This is a genomic window from Variovorax sp. AC103, assembly GCF_979254005.1.
The window spans coordinates 213,670-232,407 of the sequence record NZ_CEEDFC010000010.1 but is presented as its reverse complement, the minus strand read 5'-3'; the positions used below and the strand labels follow the sequence as shown (position 1 = coordinate 232,407).

The 18,738-nt window shown below is 69.5% G+C and carries 20 protein-coding genes; 10 read left to right on the top strand and 10 right to left on the bottom strand.

Going from position 1 to position 18,738, the window contains the following annotated elements; translation table 11 throughout:
- Positions 1-15: 15 nt before the first annotated feature.
- Complete coding sequence (locus AC0IYU_RS16815) at positions 16-1,347, bottom strand: MFS transporter (RefSeq protein ID WP_472119061.1); 1,332 nt, start codon at positions 1,345-1,347, stop codon at positions 16-18.
- Positions 1,348-1,469: 122 nt separating this feature from the next.
- On the bottom strand, positions 1,470-1,925 hold the full coding sequence (locus AC0IYU_RS16810; RefSeq protein ID WP_435484457.1) for a MarR family winged helix-turn-helix transcriptional regulator: 456 nt from the start codon (positions 1,923-1,925) through the stop codon (positions 1,470-1,472).
- Positions 1,926-2,000: 75 nt separating this feature from the next.
- Here AC0IYU_RS16810 and AC0IYU_RS16805 point away from each other — a divergent pair, with 75 nt between their 5' ends.
- The 7 genes from AC0IYU_RS16805 to AC0IYU_RS16775 all read left to right on the top strand — a co-directional run bounded on the left by AC0IYU_RS16805 (position 2,001) and on the right by AC0IYU_RS16775 (position 8,279).
- Positions 2,001-2,549 (top strand): PaaI family thioesterase, encoded by a 549-nt coding sequence (locus AC0IYU_RS16805; protein ID WP_472119059.1) that lies wholly within the window; start codon positions 2,001-2,003, stop codon positions 2,547-2,549.
- A gap of 150 nt (positions 2,550-2,699) precedes the next feature.
- On the top strand, positions 2,700-3,770 hold the full coding sequence (locus AC0IYU_RS16800; protein ID WP_472119058.1) for a Fe(3+) ABC transporter substrate-binding protein: 1,071 nt from the start codon (positions 2,700-2,702) through the stop codon (positions 3,768-3,770).
- A 139-nt stretch (positions 3,771-3,909) separates the two neighbouring features.
- Entirely contained in the window at positions 3,910-5,586 is a 1,677-nt protein-coding gene (locus AC0IYU_RS16795; protein WP_472119055.1) for an ABC transporter permease, read from the top strand.
- The gene (locus tag AC0IYU_RS16790) at positions 5,583-6,266 is read left to right on the top strand and encodes an ABC transporter ATP-binding protein (protein ID WP_472119052.1); all 684 of its coding nucleotides are present in this window, start codon (positions 5,583-5,585) and stop codon (positions 6,264-6,266) included. Before AC0IYU_RS16795 ends, AC0IYU_RS16790 begins: the two co-directional genes overlap by 4 nt.
- Positions 6,267-6,366: 100 nt before the next feature.
- Entirely contained in the window at positions 6,367-7,047 is a 681-nt protein-coding gene (locus AC0IYU_RS16785) for a glutathione S-transferase family protein (RefSeq protein ID WP_472119049.1), read from the top strand.
- 62 nt (positions 7,048-7,109) lie between these two features.
- The gene (gene gloA / locus AC0IYU_RS16780) at positions 7,110-7,523 is read left to right on the top strand and encodes a lactoylglutathione lyase (RefSeq protein ID WP_435436379.1); all 414 of its coding nucleotides are present in this window, start codon (positions 7,110-7,112) and stop codon (positions 7,521-7,523) included.
- Positions 7,524-7,541: 18 nt separating this feature from the next.
- Positions 7,542-8,279: a DUF1697 domain-containing protein gene (locus tag AC0IYU_RS16775; protein WP_472119046.1), complete on the top strand. Its 738-nt coding sequence runs from the start codon at positions 7,542-7,544 to the stop codon at positions 8,277-8,279.
- Here the strand turns inward: AC0IYU_RS16775 and AC0IYU_RS16770 are convergent, their stop codons facing one another.
- From AC0IYU_RS16770 to AC0IYU_RS16755, 4 genes are all read right to left on the bottom strand, one after another.
- Positions 8,280-9,008 (bottom strand): haloacid dehalogenase type II, encoded by a 729-nt coding sequence (locus AC0IYU_RS16770; RefSeq protein ID WP_472119043.1) that lies wholly within the window; start codon positions 9,006-9,008, stop codon positions 8,280-8,282.
- Between the two features lie 6 nt (positions 9,009-9,014).
- Positions 9,015-9,656 (bottom strand): bifunctional 4-hydroxy-2-oxoglutarate aldolase/2-dehydro-3-deoxy-phosphogluconate aldolase, encoded by a 642-nt coding sequence (gene eda / locus AC0IYU_RS16765; RefSeq protein WP_472119040.1) that lies wholly within the window; start codon positions 9,654-9,656, stop codon positions 9,015-9,017.
- Positions 9,647-11,569, bottom strand: coding sequence for a dihydroxy-acid dehydratase domain-containing protein (locus AC0IYU_RS16760; RefSeq protein WP_472119037.1), 1,923 nt, complete (start codon positions 11,567-11,569; stop codon positions 9,647-9,649). The genes eda and AC0IYU_RS16760 overlap by 10 nt, the downstream gene beginning before the upstream one ends.
- A 197-nt stretch (positions 11,570-11,766) precedes the next feature.
- Positions 11,767-12,327: an OmpA family protein gene (locus tag AC0IYU_RS16755; protein ID WP_472119036.1), complete on the bottom strand. Its 561-nt coding sequence runs from the start codon at positions 12,325-12,327 to the stop codon at positions 11,767-11,769.
- Positions 12,328-12,462: 135 nt separating this feature from the next.
- Here AC0IYU_RS16755 and AC0IYU_RS16750 point away from each other — a divergent pair, with 135 nt between their 5' ends.
- Together AC0IYU_RS16750 and AC0IYU_RS16745 are read left to right on the top strand one after the other, a co-directional pair.
- The gene (locus AC0IYU_RS16750) at positions 12,463-13,185 is read left to right on the top strand and encodes a gamma-glutamylcyclotransferase (RefSeq protein WP_472119033.1); all 723 of its coding nucleotides are present in this window, start codon (positions 12,463-12,465) and stop codon (positions 13,183-13,185) included.
- On the top strand, positions 13,182-13,721 hold the full coding sequence (locus AC0IYU_RS16745; RefSeq protein WP_472119030.1) for a superoxide dismutase family protein: 540 nt from the start codon (positions 13,182-13,184) through the stop codon (positions 13,719-13,721). The genes AC0IYU_RS16750 and AC0IYU_RS16745 overlap by 4 nt, the downstream gene beginning before the upstream one ends.
- Before the next feature lie 10 nt (positions 13,722-13,731).
- Here AC0IYU_RS16745 and AC0IYU_RS16740 read toward each other — a convergent pair whose 3' ends face one another.
- Positions 13,732-14,298: a nucleotidyltransferase family protein gene (locus AC0IYU_RS16740; protein ID WP_472119027.1), complete on the bottom strand. Its 567-nt coding sequence runs from the start codon at positions 14,296-14,298 to the stop codon at positions 13,732-13,734.
- A gap of 30 nt (positions 14,299-14,328) precedes the next feature.
- Here AC0IYU_RS16740 and pdxH point away from each other — a divergent pair, with 30 nt between their 5' ends.
- A complete protein-coding gene (gene pdxH / locus AC0IYU_RS16735) occupies positions 14,329-14,994 on the top strand; it encodes a pyridoxamine 5'-phosphate oxidase (protein ID WP_472119024.1) in 666 nt (221 codons plus the stop codon).
- On the opposite strand, the gene AC0IYU_RS16730 is transcribed toward pdxH, so the two are convergent.
- From AC0IYU_RS16730 to AC0IYU_RS16720, 3 genes are all read right to left on the bottom strand, one after another.
- Positions 14,934-16,010, bottom strand: a complete 1,077-nt coding sequence (locus tag AC0IYU_RS16730) for an AEC family transporter (RefSeq protein ID WP_472119021.1) — start codon at positions 16,008-16,010, stop codon at positions 14,934-14,936. The two genes, pdxH and AC0IYU_RS16730, sit on opposite strands and share 61 nt — an antisense overlap.
- Before the next feature lie 149 nt (positions 16,011-16,159).
- The gene (locus AC0IYU_RS16725; protein WP_472119018.1) at positions 16,160-18,253 is read right to left on the bottom strand and encodes a TonB-dependent receptor; all 2,094 of its coding nucleotides are present in this window, start codon (positions 18,251-18,253) and stop codon (positions 16,160-16,162) included.
- An 82-nt stretch (positions 18,254-18,335) separates the two neighbouring features.
- Complete coding sequence (locus AC0IYU_RS16720) at positions 18,336-18,695, bottom strand: hypothetical protein (RefSeq protein ID WP_472119015.1); 360 nt, start codon at positions 18,693-18,695, stop codon at positions 18,336-18,338.
- Positions 18,696-18,738 lie beyond the last annotated feature (43 nt).

Here is an 18,738-nt window from a genome sequence, read left to right as displayed (position 1 = left end):
ATGGCTCGGGTGTGTTCAGGCGCGCGCGGCCGTGTTGGGGGTGGTGGTAGCGGTGGCGACCGGCGTGCCGGTCTTGGCCGCGGGGCGGCGGATCAGCATCACGATCACGGCCGCCACCAGGCAGGCCGCGCCGGCCGCATAGAGCGCCGGGGTGTACGTCAGCAGCAGCGTGCGCGCAAAGCCCGCGCCATAGGCGGCCGTGGCGGCGCCCAGCTGGTGCGCGGCAAAGACCCAGCCGAACACCAGGCCCACCTTGGCGGGGCCGAAGGTGGCGCCCGCGAGCTTGACGGTCGGCGGCACGGTGGCGATCCAGTCGAGGCCGTAGAACATCGCGAACAGGCCCAGGCCGTAGATGGTGAATTCCGAATGCGGCAGCCAGAACAGCGACAGTCCGCGCAGGCCGTAGTACCAGAACAGCAGCTTGCGGTTGTCGTAGCGGTCCGACAGCCAGCCCGACAGGATGGTGCCCACGAAGTCGAAGGCGCCCATCATCGCGAGCACCGAGGCCGCCGGCACTGCGCCCATGCCGTTGTCGCCGCACAGCGAGATGAAGTGGGTCTGCACCAGGCCGTTGGTGCTCAGGCCGCAGATGAAGAAGGTGCCCGCCAGGATCCAGAAGGTGCGGTTGGTCGAGACCTCCTTCAGCACGCGGAACGGCGTGGCGAAGTTCATCATCGGCGCCGCCGCGGCGGGGGCGGCCGGCTGCGTGCCGGGCACTTCGCCGTAGGGCAGCAGGCCGATGTCCGACGGCCGGTTGCGCATGAGGCACAGCGCCAGCACGCCGATGAGCACGCTGCCGATCACGATCGGCACGATGGCCGAGCGCCAGCCCCAGTGCTCGATCATCCAGGCCGCGAACGGCAGGAAGGCCAGCTGCCCCGTGGCCGAGCTGGCCGTGAGCATGCCGATGACCAGGCCGCGGCGCGCCACGAACCAGCGGTTGGCCACCACCGCGCCGAGCACCAGTGCCGTCATGCCGGTGCCCAGGCCCAGCATCAGGCTCCACAGCACGAACAGCTGCCACAGCTGCGAAGCCATGGTGACCAGCGCCATGCCCAGGCCGACGAGCGCGAGGCCGGTGCAGATGACGGCGCGCAGGCCGTAGCGTTCCATCAGCACCGCGGCGAACGGGCCCATGAGGCCGAAGAGCGCAAAGCGCAGCGCGAGCGCGGAGGAGATCTGCTCCGTGCTCCAGCCGAACTCCTTGGTCAGCGGCTGCAGCATGGCACCCGGCAGACCCAGCGCAGCCGACATGGTCAGCATGGTCAGGAAGGTGATGGCGGCGACGATCCATCCGTAGTGGATGCCGCGGCGCTGCAGCCATGCGGAGACTTGGGTGGCGAACATGGGACCTCTGCTGTTGGAATGAATTTGGAGGAGAGAAACGGGGAGCGCAGACCGCGCGGACGTGCGCGGGGTCGATGAACGGGGTCGATGAACGGGCGTGGGTGACGTCGGCGGTGGCGGGGTCAGTCTTCGATGGCGGGCTCGTCGTCGGCCCCGAGCAGTTCCATCGCTTCGTCGATCAGCTGGTGCAGCGCGAGCACGCGCTCCACGCCCAGCAGTGCATTGATCTTCTGCTGCGCCGCCTTCCAGTACTGCTGCGCTTCGCGGCGCTTGGCCTCGCCGGCGTCGGTGAGCTGCACCAGCAGGCTGCGCGCATCGGCGCCGGCACCCTGCGCGATGAAGCCCGCGGCGATCAGCGGCTGCAGGTTGCGGCTCAGGGTCGAGGCAGTCATCTTGAGCTCGCCCGCCAGGTCGACCGGGCGCGAGGGACCGAGCCGCGCCAGGTGCGACAGCAACGAGTACTGCGTGGTCTTGAGGCCGCTTTGCGACACCTCGGCGTCGTAGTGCTGCGAGAGGCGGCGCGACAGCTGTCGCACCTTGAAACTGGTACAGCCGCGTGGCTTGGTGGGGGTGTCCATGGGATATTATTGTAGGTGCAACTGTTGCATATGCAACCACCACTCCCCGCCAAAGCCCCCAGGAGGAACACAGGCATGACACCAACCACCAGCCAGCTCGAGGCCTGGATCGCCGAAGAACGCCGCATCATCGACCGCCTCGAAGGCGGCCCGGGCCCCGGCCTTGCCCGTCCCGACCAGCTCGCCGGCAAGACCGGCCTCGAGATCATGCAGGCCATGCTGAACGGCGACATTCCCTATGCGGCCATCGCCAAGACGCTCGACTTCACGATCCTGGAGGTGCGCGCCGGCGTGGCCATCTTCCAGGGCACGCCGCTGCCGCAGCACCTGAACCCGCTGGGCACCATCCACGGCGGCTGGGTCGCGACGATGCTCGACTCCGCCCTGGGCTGCTCGGTGCACACGATGATGCCGCCCGGTCGCGCCTACACCACCGCCGAACTCGGCGTGAACTATGTGAAGGGCCTCACGCCCAAGGTGCAGCGTGTGCGCGCCGAGGGCAAGGTGATCCATTGCGGCAGGCAGCTCGCCACGGCCGAAGCGCGCCTGTATGGGCCAGACGGCACGCTGTACGCGCACGCCACGACCACCTGCCTGGTGTTCGAGATTCCGCCGGCGCGTTGAGCCACGCGCCCGGCGCAGTAGGCCTTTGACCCGTAAGTACAAAGGCCTCCGCGCGCAATCCTCCCAGTGATAATTATTCGCATCTCGGCCACTGCGACAACGACAGGTGCCGGCGTTTCCAGAATATTTCACTGCTCCCGGAGGATCTCCATGACCGAACGCTCAGGCGTCCAAGGCCGCGCCGCGCGCGCATTGTTCGGCGCCAGCGCCGCCTCGCTCGCCATGACCGCGCTCGTCGCCCTGCCCGCGCAGGCCGCCGCCGACGAACTCACGCTCTACACCACGCGCGAGCCCGCGCTGATCCAGCCGCTGATCTCGGCCTTCAGTGCGCAGAGCAACATCAAGGTCAACACCGTGTTCGTGAAGGACGGCCTGCTGGAGCGCGTCAAGGCCGAAGGCACGCGTTCGCCGGCCGACGTGCTGATGACGGTGGACATCGGCAACCTCATGGACCTGGTCGAGGGCGGCGTGACGCAGCCGGTGAAATCGGCCGCGCTCGAATCGGCCATTCCCGCCAACCTGCGCGGCGCCGACGGCCAGTGGTTCTCGCTGTCGATGCGCGCGCGCGTGCTGTACGCCGACAAGAGCCTGCCGCTCACGAGCTTGCGCTACGAAGACCTGGCCAACCCCAAGTACAAGGGCAAGTTCTGCATCCGCGCCGGCCAGCACCCCTACAACACCGCGCTGGTCGCGTCCATGATCGCGCACGACGGCGAGGCCAAGGCCGAGCAATGGCTGCGCGGCGTGAAGGCCAACCTGGCGCGCAAGGCCACGGGCGGCGACCGCGACGTGGCGCGCGACATCCTCGGCGGCATCTGCGACCTGGGCCTGGCCAACTCGTACTACGTCGGCCAGATGAAGAGCTCGAAGGAAGGCACCGACGCGCGCAAGTGGGGCGACGCCATCAAGGTGATTCGCCCGACCTTCGCCAACGCGAAGAGCGGCGGCACGCACGTGAACATCAGCGGCGCATCGGTGGCCAAGAATGCGCCGCAGCGCGCCAACGCGGTCAAGCTGCTCGAGTTCCTGGTGTCGGAACCGGCGCAGTCGCTCTACGCGCAGGCCAACTACGAGTACCCGGTGCGCAAGGGCGTGGCGCTGGACCCGATCATCGGCCAGACCATCGGCGAACTGAAGGTCGACCCGCTGCCGCTGACCGAGATTGCCAAGTACCGCAAGCAGGCCAGCGCCTTGGTCGACAAGGTCGGCTTCGACCAGTAGCGTTGGCTCGCCCCCAGGCTGCGGCGCACTGCGTGTCGCCTTCCCCCACCCCCTTCCAGGGGCAGCACCTGTGGCCCGGCAAAGCCGGTTCCACGGTGTTCCTGGCATGCACCCGCGCGATGGGCAGACCTTGTTCCGCATGAGTTTCGCCGCTCGGCATGGCGGCCTGCGCGCCGCCGGCCCTGCATGGCGCTGCGCGTCGTTGCTGATCGCGCTCGGCGTGCTCGCGCCGGTGCTCACGCTCGCATGGCTCGCGCTCGGCTCGGGCGTCGGGCATTGGGGTCCGCTGTTCGCGCATGTGCTGCCGCAGGCAGCGCTCAACACCGCCCTGCTGCTCGCGGGCGTCGGTGCGCTGGTGCTGGCGATCGGCACCGGCTGCGCCTGGCTGGTCACGGCGCACGACTTTCCGGGGCGCAGCGTGTTGCACTGGGCGCTGCTGCTGCCGCTGGCCATGCCGACCTACATCGTCGCCTTCGCCTACCTCGACCTGCTGCACCCCATCGGCCCGGTGCAGGGCGCAATCCGCTGGGTGCTGGGCTTCGACAGCCCGCGCCAGTTCCGCCTGCCCGACCTGCGCTCGCTGCCCGGCGCGATCTTCGTGCTGGGCTTCGTGCTGTATCCCTACGTCTACATGACGGCCCGCGCCATGTTCATGACGCAGCCCGCGCACCTGATGGAAGCGGCACGCATGCTCGGCGAGAGCCGGCGCGGCGCGTTCTTCCGCGTGGCCTTGCCGCTCGCACGGCCCGCGCTGGCCGTGGGGCTGAGCCTGGCGCTGCTCGAAACGCTCAACGACATCGGCGCCTCGGAGTTCCTGGGCGTGAACACGCTCACCGTGGCGGTCTACACGACGTGGATCACGCGCTCCGACCTGGCCGGTGCGGCGCAGATCGCGTGCGCGATGCTGTTCATGGTGGTGGCGCTGTTGTGGCTGGAGCGCCATGGCCGCCAGCAACAACGCTTCGGTTCGGCGCAACGCATGCGGGCAGTGCAGCCGCAACGGCTGCGCGGTGCGGCGGGCTGGGCGGCGACCGCGGCGGCCGCGCTGCCGGTGCTGATCGGCTTCGTGGCGCCCGCGCTCTACCTGGTATGGGAAAGCGCCAAGCGGCTGCGGCACGGCGGCGGCATTTCGCACGGGCTGGTCGCGAGCCTCGGCAACACGCTGGCGCTGGCCGCGGGCGTGACGGTGATCGCGGTCGCGGCCGGGCTGGTCGTCGCGTGGGCCGCGCGCAGCCAGGGCTCACGCCCCGACCGCGCACGCTGGCAGGCGCGCGTGGCGACGCTGGGCTATGCGGTGCCGGGCACGGTGCTGGCCATCGGGCTGCTGACGCCGGCGCTCGCGTTCGATGCGGCGCTGGCCACCGCGATGGGGTGGCAGGGCCTGCCGCTGATGGGCGCGGGCGTCGTGCTGGTGGTGGCCTGCGTCATCCGCTTTCTCGCGATGCCGGTCGGCGGCATCGAGGCCGGCCTGGCGCGCATTCCGCCGGCCATCGAGCAGGCCTCCCGGCTGCTCGGCGAAACCACGGCCGGCACCCTGCGCCGCGTGCACCTGCCGCTGTTGCGCCCCGCCATGGCCGCGGGCGCGCTGCTGGTGTTCGTCGACGCCATGAAAGAACTGCCGGCCACGCTGCTGTTGCGCCCGGCCAATTTCGACACCCTCGCCACCTGGCTCTACGCCGAGGCCGCGCGCGGCACCTACGAGGAAGGCGCCATCGCCGCGCTCGCCATCGTGGGGGCCGGCCTGCTGCCCGTGGTGCTGCTCGCGCGCCATCAGCCGGGCACGCCCTCGAACCCCATCGGCGCCGACACCCCATGAGTTCCCCCCTGCACATCGACGCGATCCAGCTCGCCTACGACACCCCGCGCGGCCCCCACACGGTCGTCGACGGCTTCTCGCTCGCGTTGAAGGCGGGCGAGATCGCCGGCCTGTTCGGCCCCTCGGGCTGCGGCAAGACCACGGTGCTGCGCGCCATCGCGGGCTTCGAGCCCCTGCGCGCGGGCACGGTGCGGCTCGGCGACGTGCTGCTTTCGTCCGCGCAGGCGCACCTGCCGCCCGAGCAGCGGCGCGTGGGCATGATGTTCCAGGAGTACGCGCTGTTCCCGCACCTGTCGGCCGCGAAGAACGTGGCGTTCGGGTTGCGTCGCCTCGACCGCGCGGCGCAGCAGCAGCGCGTGGCCGAGATGCTCGCGCTGGTAGGCCTTGCGGACGCAGCCGAGCGCTATCCGCACGCGCTTTCCGGCGGCCAGCAGCAGCGCATCGCGCTGGCGCGCGCGCTCGCACCCTCGCCCGCGCTGCTGCTGCTCGACGAGCCCTTCTCCAACCTCGACGGCGGCACCCGCGAGCGGCTGACGGCCGAGGTGCGCGGCATCCTGAAGCAGGCGGGCCAGACGGCCGTGCTCGTCACGCACAACGAGGCCGAGGCACATGCAATGGCCGACCGCATCGGCGTGATGCACGGCGGGCGCATCACGCACTGGCTGGACACGGCGGCCTAGCACAGGGCGCCCGATCGTCGAATGGGCCTTGCGGGAAAAGGTTGTTCGGGATCGCAAGAATCGCGGCCTTCCACCCCATCCCCAGAGAACGGAAAGCCCCATGCCGCAACCCCTCACCCTCGTCAGCCATCTGCTGTGCCCCTACGTGCAGCGCGCCGCCATCGCGCTGCATGAGAAAGGCGTGCCCTTCGAGCGGGTCGTCATCGACCTGGCGAACAAGCCCCGGTGGTTCCTCGACATCTCGCCGCTGGGCAAGGTGCCGCTGCTGAAGGTGCAGCGGCCGGGCGGCGGCGAAGCCGTGCTGTTCGAGAGCAACGTGATCTGCGAGTACCTCGAAGAGACGCAACCTGGCGCCCGCCTGCACCCCGAAGACCCGCTCGCTCGTGCGCAGCATCGCGCATGGATGGAGTTCGGCTCGGCCACGCTCGCCGACCTCTGGGGCTACGAGACCACGCAGGACGCGGCCGTGTTCGCACAGAAGCGGCTCGCCCTGGTCGCCAAGTTCGAACGCGTGGAAGCCGCGCTGGGCGAAGGCCCCTACTTCGCCGGCAAGGACTTCAGCCTGGTCGACGCGGTCTTCGCGCCGGTGTTTCGCTACTTCGAGGTGTTCGACGCGATCAGCGACTCGCACATCTTCGACGCGCTGCCCAAGGTGAACGCCTGGCGCAAGGCATTGGCGGCACGCCCCAGCGTGCGCGACGCCGTGGTGCCGGAGTACCCACTGCACCTGATGGAATTCCTCCAGCGCCACCAGGCCCACCTGCTCACCCTGGCGGCTTGATCGCAGCGCCGGGAGGCCGACAATAGCGGCCTCCCTCCCCCACAACTACACGGCACCACGAGATGCGACTTCTTCACACCATGCTGCGCGTTGGCAACCTCCAGCGCTCCATCGACTTCTACACCAAGGTGCTCGGCATGAACCTGCTGCGCACGTCGGAAAACACCGAATACAAGTACAGCCTGGCCTTCATCGGCTACGGCAAGGGCAACCCCGACCAGGCCGAGATCGAACTCACCTACAACTGGGGCACCGAGAGCTACGAGCTCGGCACCGCCTACGGCCACATCGCCCTGGGCGTGCCCGACGCGTATGCGGCCTGCGACAAGATCAAGGCCGCGGGCGGCAACGTGACGCGCGAGGCCGGTCCGGTCAAGGGCGGCACCACGGTGATCGCGTTCGTGACGGACCCCGACGGCTACAAGATCGAACTCATCCAGCGTGACGAAGGCGCCGCTGGCGGCGGCCTGCGCTAAGCCGTATCGGGCAGCACCATGGCGAGCCCGAAGAAAACCGCAACGACACGCCACGTCGCCCTGCTGCGCGGCGTGAACGTCAACGGCATCGCGATCAAGAGCGCCGAGCTGAAGGCGCTGTTCGCAGACGAGCTAGCCTTCGGCGCGGTGCGCACGGTGCTCGCCAGCGGCAATGTGCTGTTCGACACCGACGAGGCCGATGCCGCCGCGCTGCGCACGCGCATCGAACAGGCGCTGCGCAAACGCTTCGGCTACGACGCTTGGATCGTGCTGCTCACGCAAAAGAGCGCTCATCTCGTTCAGCGACGTGGAGAGCGCGCCGGGCGAAGGCTCGCGCTTCGTGGTCGACCTGCCGCTGCACGCAAAGGACGCCGAAAACAGCGCCCTGCCGTAGGCATGCGCCTACGGCGGGGCGCGTTCAGGGCCGCGATACTGCCCTATTCGACTTACTTCAAAGAGAGCTTTTTAGTGGCCGACATGGCCAAGGGCTACCCCTTCGAGCGCATCGACGAGGAGCGCCATCCGTACATCGTGTTCGGGTCGGACGCGGCGATGCTCGACGAAGTGATGGAGAAAGCAGGCACTGTCGATGCCGGTGTCGAGCAACTGAAGCGCGGCAAAGGCGTGCTGTACTGGCAATGCCCGCGCGGCGAGAGCCTGGCCACACCCGTCGCCAAGCTGCTCGCGAAGACGCGCTACCGGTCGAGCACCACCACACGCAACCTGCGCACGGTGGAGAAGCTGCTCGCCGGCTGATCAGCAGCCGAGCAGGTCGGCCAGCGCGTTGATGTCGCGCGCGTGCAGGTGGTTGTCCGGCTGCGGCGACACGTCCTTCGGCTGGGCGCGGCCGAATTCATGGGGCCGCTCGATGTAGGCGGTCTTCAGGCCGCACACGCGCGCGGCGGCCAGGTCGTCGTGGTGCGCCGCGGCGAGCATCACCTGCCCCGGCGTCGCGTCGAACACACCCGCCACGCCCAGGTAGGTGCGCGGATCGGGCTTGTAGGCCTTGAATACTTCGGCCGACAGCACGCAGTCCCAGGGCAGCCCGGCACGCTTGGCCATTTCGGTGAGCAGGCCGATGTTGCCGTTGGACAGCGTGCAGATGGTGAATTTCTTCTTCAGCCGCGTGAGCCCGGCCACCGCATCGGGCCAGGCCGGCAGGCGGTGCCAGGCGCGGCTCAGGTCGCGCTTGGCGGCGGTGTCGAGCCGGTCGCCCAGGCCGAAATCGCGCAGCACCTGCTCCAGCATGCTGAGGTGCAGTTCGTCGAGCAGCGTGAAGCCGCCCTCGCCCGCGGCAATGCGCTCCATCACGGCCTTCATCGCGGGCTGGTAGCCCGCGCGCCAGGCCAGCGCGAAGGCCGCGCCGTCCACGCCGGGCAAGGCGCTCTCGGACTCGGCGGCGATGCCGCTGTGCCAGTCGACCACCGTGCCGAAGACGTCGAAGGCGATGACCTTCAGGTCGCTCGCGTCGAAATCAGCGCGCATGGTCGGTCAGCGCGACAGCTGGCTCGCGGCGCGTGCCAGTTGCTCGATGCGGGCCCAGTCGCCGTCGCGGATGGCGTCGGCCGGAACGATCCACGAGCCGCCCACGCAGGCCACGTTCGACAGCGCGAGAAACTCGACCGCGTTGCCCGCATGGATGCCGCCCGTCGGGCAGAAGGTGACGTCGCCGAACGGGCCCTGCCAGGCCTTCAGCATCGGCAGGCCGCCGGCCTGCAGCGCGGGGAAGAACTTCAGCTGGGTGTAGCCGTCTTCCTGCGCCGTCATGATCTCGCTGCCGGTGGCCACGCCGGGCAGCAGCGGCAGGCCGAGGTCGTGGCAGGCCTTGCCGACCGAACGTGTGTAGCCCGGGCTCACGCCGAACCTGGCGCCGGCCATGGCGGAGGCCTGCGCATCGGCCGCGCTGCGGATGGTGCCCGCGCCGGCCACGGCTTCGGGCACTTCCTTGGCGATGGCCTCGATGCACTGCAGCGCCTGCGGCGTGCGCAGCGTGACTTCGAGCATGCGGATGCCGCCGGCGACCAGCGCGCGCGCCAGGGGCACCGCGTCTTTCACGTCGTTCAGCACGATGACCGGGATGACCGGCGCGTCGCGCATCACGTCGAGGGGGGTGAGTTTTTCGTTCATAGCCATGAGCAGGCTCCTTCTTCTGCGGTCAATGCATTGCGGCGCATGCCGGCGAACAATTCGCGGCCGAGGCCGTGTCCGTCGGCGATGCGCTGGGCTTCGGACAGCGTCGCGGTTTCGCGCGCCGCCCATTCGTCTTCAGGGAGCAGCACGGCAAGCGTACCCGCCAGCGCGTCGAGGCGGATCAGGTCGCCGTCGCGCACCTTGGCCAGCGGGCCACCGGCGGCCGCCTCGGGCGAAACGTGGATGGCGGCCGGAATCTTGCCCGACGCGCCGCTCATGCGGCCGTCGGTGACCAGCGCCACGCGGAAGCCCTTGCCCTGCAGCACCGACAGCGGCGGCGTGAGCTTGTGCAGCTCGGGCATGCCGTTGGCCTGCGGGCCCTGCCAGCGCACCACGCAGACCACGTCGCGCTCCAGCTCGCCGGCGGTGAAGGCCTTTTGCAATGCGGCCTGCGAGTCGAACACGCGCGCGGGCGCCTCGATGACATGGCGGTCGTCGGGCACCGACGACACCTTGATGACGCTGCGGCCCAGGTTGCCGCTCAGCAGCTTCAGGCCGCCGGTGGCGCTGAACGGGCTGGCGACGGTGCGCGTGATGGCTTCGTTCTTCAGCGGCGCGGCAGGGCTCCATTGCAGGCGCTGCTCGCTCGGCTCGCCGGCCAGCGCCGGAACGTTGGCGAACTCGCGGATGCCGCCGGCGCGCACCGTCAGCACGTCTTCGTGCATCAGGCCCGCGTCGACCAGCTCGCCGATCACGAGGCCGGGACCGCCCGCGGCCTGGAACTCGTTCACGTCGGCGCTGCCGTTGGGGTACACGCGGCTCAGCAGCGGAACGATGTCGGAGAGCTTCGAGAAGTCGTCCCAGTCGATCACGATGCCCGCCGCGCGGGCCACCGCGACCCAGTGGATCAGGTGGTTGGTGGAGCCGCCCGTGGCCAGCAGCGCGACCATGGCGTTGACGATGCAGCGCTCGTCGACCATTTCGCCGATGGGTGGGCAGCGCCAAGCCCCCACGCTCGGCACTTCGTGTCCTCGCTGCCCCCCGAGGGGGTGCTCGCTTGCTTGGGGCGGCCCGGCGCGGCGCTCGGCCGCATCGCCGGCCTTGCCCAGCACCGTGCGCACCGCTTCGCGCGTGAGCGTTTCGCGCATCGCGTCGCCGGGCTGGATGAAGGCCGTGCCGGGCACGTGCAGGCCCATGGCCTCGAGCAGCATCTGGTTGCTGTTGGCGGTGCCGTAGAAGGTGCAGGTGCCCACCGAGTGGTAGGCCGCCATTTCGGCGTCGAGCAGCCCCTGGCGGCCCACGAGGCCCTGCGCGGCCTGTTCGCGCACCTTCGACTTGGCGCCGTTCGACAGGCCCGAGGCCATGGGGCCGGCCGGCACGAACACGGTCGGCAGATGGCCGAAGTGCAGCGCGCCGATCAGCAGGCCCGGCACGATCTTGTCGCACACGCCCAGCAGCAAGGCGCTGTCGAACATGTCGTGGGTGAGCGCAACGGCGGTGCTCATGGCGATGAGGTCGCGGCTGAAAAGGCTCAGTTCCATGCCGGGCGTGCCCTGCGTGACGCCGTCGCACATGGCGGGCACGCCGCCGGCCACCTGTGCGGTGGCGCCGAGGCGGCGGGCCTCGTGCTTGATGATGTCCGGGTAGCCCTGGTACGGCGCGTGCGCCGAGAGCATGTCGTTGTAGGCGGTGACAATGCCGATGTTGGGGGCGCGCTCGGTCACCACGCGGAACTTGTCGTTGGCCGGAATGCCGGCCACGGCGTGCGCCACGTTGGCGCAACCCATGCGGTCGGAGCCGCGGTCGCGGCTGCGGATCTCGGCAAGGCGGGTGAGGTAGGCGGTGCGCGGCCCCAGGCTGCGCTCGCGGATGCGATCGGTGATGTCGCGTACGGTGGGGTGTGTGCTGCTGCTCATGGGATCGTGGGCTCTTGCTGCGTGTCGCCAGGGCGACTGTGGGCCTGGAGGCCCATGGTACCAAGCCGGGCGCGAAAGCCCGATGAAATACGGGCGCCCGGCAATACGAATTTACCCATTCGCACCGGTCGAAGCGACACGCATGAAAAAGCCCGGCATCACCGGGCTTTTCTCGCGTCGCGGAGGCTGCGAGGCGGTCAGTCGACCAGCTTGACCTCGACCCGGCGCGCCTCGGTGTTGTTGCCCGAACCGGCGGTGACCGCGGGCTTCTGCAGGTCGATCCTGGCGGCCGGCACGCCCAGGCCCACGAGCACGTCGCGGATCATCTCGGCGCGCTTCTTGGCGAGCTGGTCGTTGATCGCGGGGTCGCCCGTGGTGTCGTGGTAGCCCGAGACCACCGCCTTGCGGCCGCTCTCGACGCCCTTGATAACCGCGGCCAGCGCCTCGGCGGCGCCCGGTGCCAGGTCCGCGCTGCCGGTCGCGAAGTAGAAGTTCACCACGCCGTCGATCACGCGGATGCTCGCTCCGTCGGGGATGGTGACGGTCACCGTCTCGGTCACTTCGGCCAGCTTGGGTTCCGCGCCGGGGGCCGGCGCCGAGATCACCACGGCGGGCTTGGCGGCTGCGGCCTGTGCGGCGGCGGCCGGGTTGTGGCCCTTGTGCCAGAGCACGATGCCGATCACGAAGAAGATCACCAGGGCGATGAGCGCCATGAGAAATCCGAGGATGAAATTCTGCTGGCTGTCGTCGTCGCTCATCGCGGGTCTTGCTCCGTAGGAAAGGGGTCGGTAAATAATGGTGCGGTGAACCATGATCACGAAATTGTAGGCGTCGGCCCTTTCACCCCCGTGTCGGACCCGACGCCGGATCCCGGCCCGCCGGGACTCGACCCGATGCCAAGGCCCCTGCGCGACCCGCAGCCGATGCTCGAGCGCGCCATCGCCGACTGGGGCGGGCACGACGACCTCTGGCTCTTCGGCTACGGCTCGCTCATCTGGCGGCCCGAGTTCGACTTTGTCGAGCGGCGCCAGGCCTGGGTGCGCGGATGGCACCGCGCGCTGAAGATGTGGAGCCGCGTGAACCGCGGCAGCGTGCAGGTGCCCGGCCTCGTGTTCGGCCTGCTCTCGGGCGGCAGCTGCCGGGGCATGGTGTTCCGCGTGCCGAAGGCCGACGGGCTCGCCACGCTGCGCCGGCTCTGGCTGCGCGAGATGCCGACAGGCGTGTACGACCCCAGATGGCTGACTTGCGGCACGGCCGAAGGCCCGGTGCGCGCGCTGGCCTTCACGCTCTCGCGGCGCAGCCCCAACTTCACGGGCGAGCTCAGCGACGAGCGCTACCGCCACATCTTCGCCCATGCGGTCGGCCGCTACGGCACCTCGCTCGACTACGCGCGCCAGACCTTGCTGGAACTGCAGCGCCATGCGATCCACGACGCCGCGCTGGCCCGGCTGGTGGCGCTGGCCGCCGTGCAGGAACAGCAGCGCCATCAGCAGTCCGAGGCCGCCGCCGATTGCGATGCGCCGCCGGCTCCGGTATACGTTCCGGGGTCTGCGGATACTTCGTCCCAGCCTTCACAACCCGCCCAGCCTTCCGGTCCGTCCAAGGAAAACACATGAACCAACGTCGTCTCATCGCCACCGGCACCGCCCTGCTCGCCGCCGCCCTCCTGTCCGCCTGCGGCAGCATGGGCGGCAAGCCCAGCACGGCCGTCGAACTGGTGCCGACCGGCGCCATCACGCCCAACCCGACCCGCGGCACGGTGACCTTCACCGCGCTCGACCACGGCCTGCGCGTGTCGGGCGAGGTGCGCGGCCTGGTGCCGGGCAGCGAGCACGGCTTCCACATCCACGAAAAGGGCGACTGCGGCAACAACGGCGATGCCTCGGGCGGCCACTTCAACCCGACCGGCGGCACGCACGGCAAGTTCGCAGCAGCCGGCAGCCATGCCGGCGAACTGCCGAGCCTGGTGGCCGACGCCGGCGGCGTGGCGCGTTTCAGCGTGGAAGACCACTCGATCTCGCTGACCGACGGTGCCGTCAACAACGTGGCGGGCCGCGCGCTGGTGGTGCACCGCGACCGCGACGACTTCACGACGCAGCCTTCGGGTAACTCGGGCCCGCGCATCGCCTGCGCGGTGATTCCCAAGCCCTGATCGGAAAAAGCTAGCCGCCCAGGCGCGCCAGCCAGAGCGCCTCGGCTTGCGCCAGGGCCGCGGGCGTGTCCACATCCGTCACCACGCCGGCATCGTCCACCGCCAGGTCTGCTACCGAATCGATAGCGCGCATCGAACGCAGGATGGACGATGCGCCCACGTTTCCCTCCAAAGTCGCGAGCTGGGGACCGCAACCGGCCGCAAAGCCGACGGGGTGCCCGCGCTCCCCCTGGTAGTTCGGCTGCACCGCATTCACCCGGCCGTCGAGCGCGGCGGCCACGGCCCGCAGCGTCATCGCACGGACCAGCGGCAGGTCGCCGGGCAGGATCAGCCAGCCCGGCGCATCGCGCGTGGCACGCACCGCCGCGGCAATCGAGTCGCCCATGCCGGGATGGCCCGCGTCTTCCACATGCCACGGCAGGCCGCTGGCGCGCACTGCATCGAGCGTGCGCTCCAGCACCGGCTTGCCCGCGAGCAGCGCCTTCAACTTGGAGCCCGAGCCGCCGGCCGCGACAAAACGTTCGCCCCGGCCCGAGGCCAGCACGATCACCACGGGGGAATTCGCCTTCGTCGTCATCGGCCGAGTATGTGCGCAACAATCCCCGGCATGACTTCCCCACTCTCCAATGACGCGCTGGCCGCGCTGCGCAAGAGCTACGAGCGCGCGGAACTCGGCGAGGCGCACAGCGCGGGCGATCCGCTGAAGCAGTTCGAGCGCTGGCTCGCCGAGGCCATCGACGCGAAGGTGCCCGAACCCAATGCCATGACGCTGTGCACCGTGGGCAGCGACCTGCGGCCGTCCAGCCGCATCGTGCTCATCAAGGGCTGCGACGCGCGCGGCGTCGTCTGGTACACCAACTACGAGAGCCGCAAGGGGCGAGAGCTGTCGGGCAACCCGTATGCGTCGTTGCAGTTCCACTGGGTCGAGTTGGAGCGCGTGGTGCGCATCGAGGGCCGCGTCGAGAAGGTGGCCGCAGAAGAAAGCGACGCCTACTTCGCGAGCCGCCCGCTCGACTCGCGCATCGGCGCCTGGGCCAGCCCGCAGAGCGAGGTGATCAGCGGGCGCGATGTGCTGGTGAAGAACGCGGCCGTGTTCGCGGCCAAGCACCTGCTGTCGCCGCCGCGCCCGCCGCACTGGGGCGGCTACCGGCTGGTGCCCGACCGCTGGGAGTTCTGGCAGGGCCGCAAGAGCCGGCTGCACGACCGGCTGCGCTACCGGCTCGAAGGGGGCCCCGAAGGACCGGCCTGGGTGCGCGAACGCCTCGCGCCCTGATGGCTTACAAGGTGTGAAGAAACCGCAGCGAGCACGGGGCGCGCAGCAGGTCTATTCCCACCTTCTCCGGGCAGCCACCGCACGCACACCATCACCAGCGTGAGCGTGCCCAGCGCCAGCACCGTCGACACCGCGACACTGGCCGTCACCATGTCTTCGGCCGTGCGATAGCGCTGCGAGAAGAGAAACACATTGGCGCCGATCGGCAGCGCCGCGGCCACCACCATCACCGTGAGCGGAATGCCGCGCACGCCCAGCAGCCAGCCGATGCCGGCCACCAGCAGCGGATGCAGCAGGTTCTTCACGAGCGCCTGCACCAGCGCGCCGCGCCAGTGCCGCCCGATGGGCGTGAGCGCCAACGTGATGCCCACCATCACCAGCGCCACCGGACCGAAGGCCTGGCCGAGCAACTGGATCGGCTTGTCGATGACCTCGGGCATGGTCCAGCCGGTCTGCGCGAACAAGAGACCCGCGATGATCGGCAACGGCACGGGGTGGATGATCGCGTTGCGCAGCGCACGCAGCACGGTGCGCGCCATCGAATGCGTCTCGGCGCCGCCGACCTTTGCATGCTCGCGCGCCACCGCCAGTTCCAGCACCACCGTGGCACTGGTGAGCAGCACCAGCGAGTGCAGCGAAATCAGCGTCAGCAGCACCACCATGCCCGACTCGCCGTAGGCCAGGTCGATCAGCACGATGCCGATCATCACGGTGTTGCTGTAGGTGTTGGCCAGCGCGATGACGGCCGCCGTGCGGTTGAAACCGCGCAAGGCCATCGTGCCCGCGAACAGCAGGCCCGAGGCAATGAAGTACGCCGCCACCGGCTTGAGGCTGAGTTGCTCCACGTGCACCGTGCTCATGGCGCGGAACAGCAGCGCGGGCGCCAGCAGCAGGAAGATGAGGTTCGACAGGTCCTTCACCGCATTGCCGCCGATCCAGCGACGGCGCCCGGCGAGGTAGCCGGCAGCGATGAGAAGAACGACAGGAAGGAGCGATGAGATGACGAAGGAATTCACGCGGCGAGGATAGCCGAGGGATTTGCTCCTTCCCCCTCTGGGGGAAGGCTGGGATGGGGGCACGCGCGGCCTCGAACGCTGCATGGCATCGAAGGCCGCGAGCCCCCACCCCTGCCCTCCCCCAGAGGGGGAGGGAGAAACACGCCAAGTTAGAACGTCACCCGCAAGCCCACCTTCAGCGTGCGCCCCGGCAGCGGCGCATTCGGGTACACCGTCGTCGTCAGGATCGACGTCGGGCTGTAGGCCAGCTTGTTGCCGATGTTGTCCATGCGCGCATACCAGGTGAGGTTGGCGCGCTGCACCTTCATGCGGTACGTGATGGCCGCGTTCCACAGCGTGTACGCATCGGTCTCGCGCGCGCCCACCGCCGGAATGCGGCGTTGCGCCGCGTTGTAGTCGAAGCCCACGCGCGCACCCCACGGGCCGTTGGCGTAGGCCAGCGTCGCGCCCAGGCGCAGCGGCGCGATGCGCGGCAGCGGCTCGCCGGTGTCGAGGTTCTTCGCGCGCACGATGTCGCCGCGCCATTCGAGGTCGAGCGTGCCCGCATCGCTCATGCGCGCAAAGCCCTCGGTGCCCAGCAGGCGCAGGTTGCCGTTGGCCTCGATGCCGGTGAAGCGCGCACGCACGCCGCCGTACACATATTCGGCCAGCGTGTCGGTGGCGCCGGGCTCGGCCACGTTGCCCTCTTCGTCGAGGTTGCGCCCCGTCGCGGTCAGGCCGATGTAGTTCTGGAAGCGCGTGACATACGCGTTGACGCGCACCGTGTTGGGCCCCGACTTCCACTGAGCGCCCAGGTCGAAGCCGGTCGACTTTTCCTTCTTCAGGTTCGGGTCGCCCACTTCCCAGGCGGCCGTGGCCACGTGCGGGCCGTTGGCCAGCAGTTCGTAGTCCTTCGGGGCGCGCTCGGTGTACGCCAGGTTCGAGGTCAGCTGCCACTGCGGCGCGAGGTTGACCAGCGCACCGAAGGCCGCGCTGTGCGGGTTGAAGGTGCGCTCGCCGATGGCGAAGCGCGTCACGCTCGGATCGTCCGGATAGCCCAGCGAACGCACGCGAACCTGCTCGGTGCGCGCACCGAAGCTCAGCCGGCCCCACGAGGTGCCCAGCTCTTCGTGCAGGAACAGAGCGTTGGAGCGCGTGCGGCTGTGCGGCGCGAAGGCCTCTTCGCCGTCGGCGGCGAAACGGTTGGTCTCGCTGCTGAAGCCCACCAGGCCTTCGAAGTTGCCGATCTTCCGGTGGCGCGCCTCGATGCGCAGGTCGTTGCTCATGTTCGAGAACGTGGTGCCCGGCTGGCCACCCTCGAACTCGGTGTGGCGGTAGTCGGTGTGGCTCAGCTTGGCGTGGATGCTGCTGATGAAACCGCCCGGGCGCCATTCGCCTTCGAGCGCATAGCGGTCGGACTTCATGCCGATGGTCACGTCGTCTTCCGCCACGGTGCCGTAGGTGCTGCGGTAGGTGCTGACCGAGGCGCCGATGTAGCCCTGGTCGAAGAACATCGTGCCGCCGACCGCGCCGCCATGGGCCTCGTTGGCCGAGTTGCAGATCTTGCGCGCCGACCACGGCGAGCCGGGCTTGCTGCATTCGAGGGTGATGGGCACCGACACGTCCTTCGAGTCGCGGTTGAAGGCGTCGACGTGCAGCGCGAAGCGGTCGTTGCCGCCTTCGAGCACCACGCCGCCGTTCTTCTCCTTGTTGCCGGTGGCGTAGCCCAGGTCGGCGCGGCCGCCGAAGCCGTTGATCGGCTCCGAGGGAATGCGGTTGTCGATCACGTTGACCACACCGCCCACGGCACTGCCGCCGTACTGCAGCGCCGACGGGCCGCGCAGCACCTCGATGCGCTCGGTGACCAGCGCGTCGACCGGTACCGCATGGTCGTAGCTCAGCGCCGAGGCGTCGGGTGCGCCGCCGCCGTTCTGCAGGATGCGGATGCGGTCGCCGTCCTGGCCGCGAATGATCGGGCGGCTGGCGTTGGGGCCGAAGTAGCTGCTGCTCACGCCGGGCACGTTGTTGAGCGTTTCGCCCAGGGTCGATTCGGAGCGCAGCAGGAGCTTGTCGCCCGACAGCGTGGTGGTGGGCGCAATCAGGTCGGAAGCGCCGAGCGGGTTGCCGGTGACGGTGACTTCGCGCAGGCTGGCGTCATCGGCGGTGGAAGGCGCAGGCGCGGTCTGCGCGTGGGCCGCGCCCGCCAGCGCGGCGAGCGAAAGGACGGCAGCGCCGATGGCGTTGCGACGGAAATTGGGGGTCATAAAGAACACTCGTTGAAATCAAGGGGCGACCGGCCGTCACCCGCGCGAGGCAGGCGGAGGCACGGTCGGAGCACGTGAGAAATCAGCGAGCGGGAGGTGGACCGCGTGCGTCGAACAGCACGATCCAGCGGGCGACGGCTTCGCCCTGCAGATAGGCGAAGGTGGCCGACGGCAACACCATCGGCAACACCACCAGCGGCACGCCGGGCATGCTGAAGCCGTGCGACAGGCGGTCGTACAGCCGGCACTCGGCGTCGGTCTTGTCGCCGAACAGCGCATGGAGCCAGCCGTGCCGCTGCGCCGCGCCGCGTTTTGTGGAAGGCGCGGCGGCGGAGGTCGTTCCTGCATCGGCGGCCACGGCCCACGCGCGGTCACCCGGCACGTGCAGCGTGGCATGCACGAGGCCGAGCGTCGACGTCACCCACACTGCCAGGAGCAGCATGAGTGCGACGGTGCGCGACAGCCTCGAATTCATGTGCGTCAGG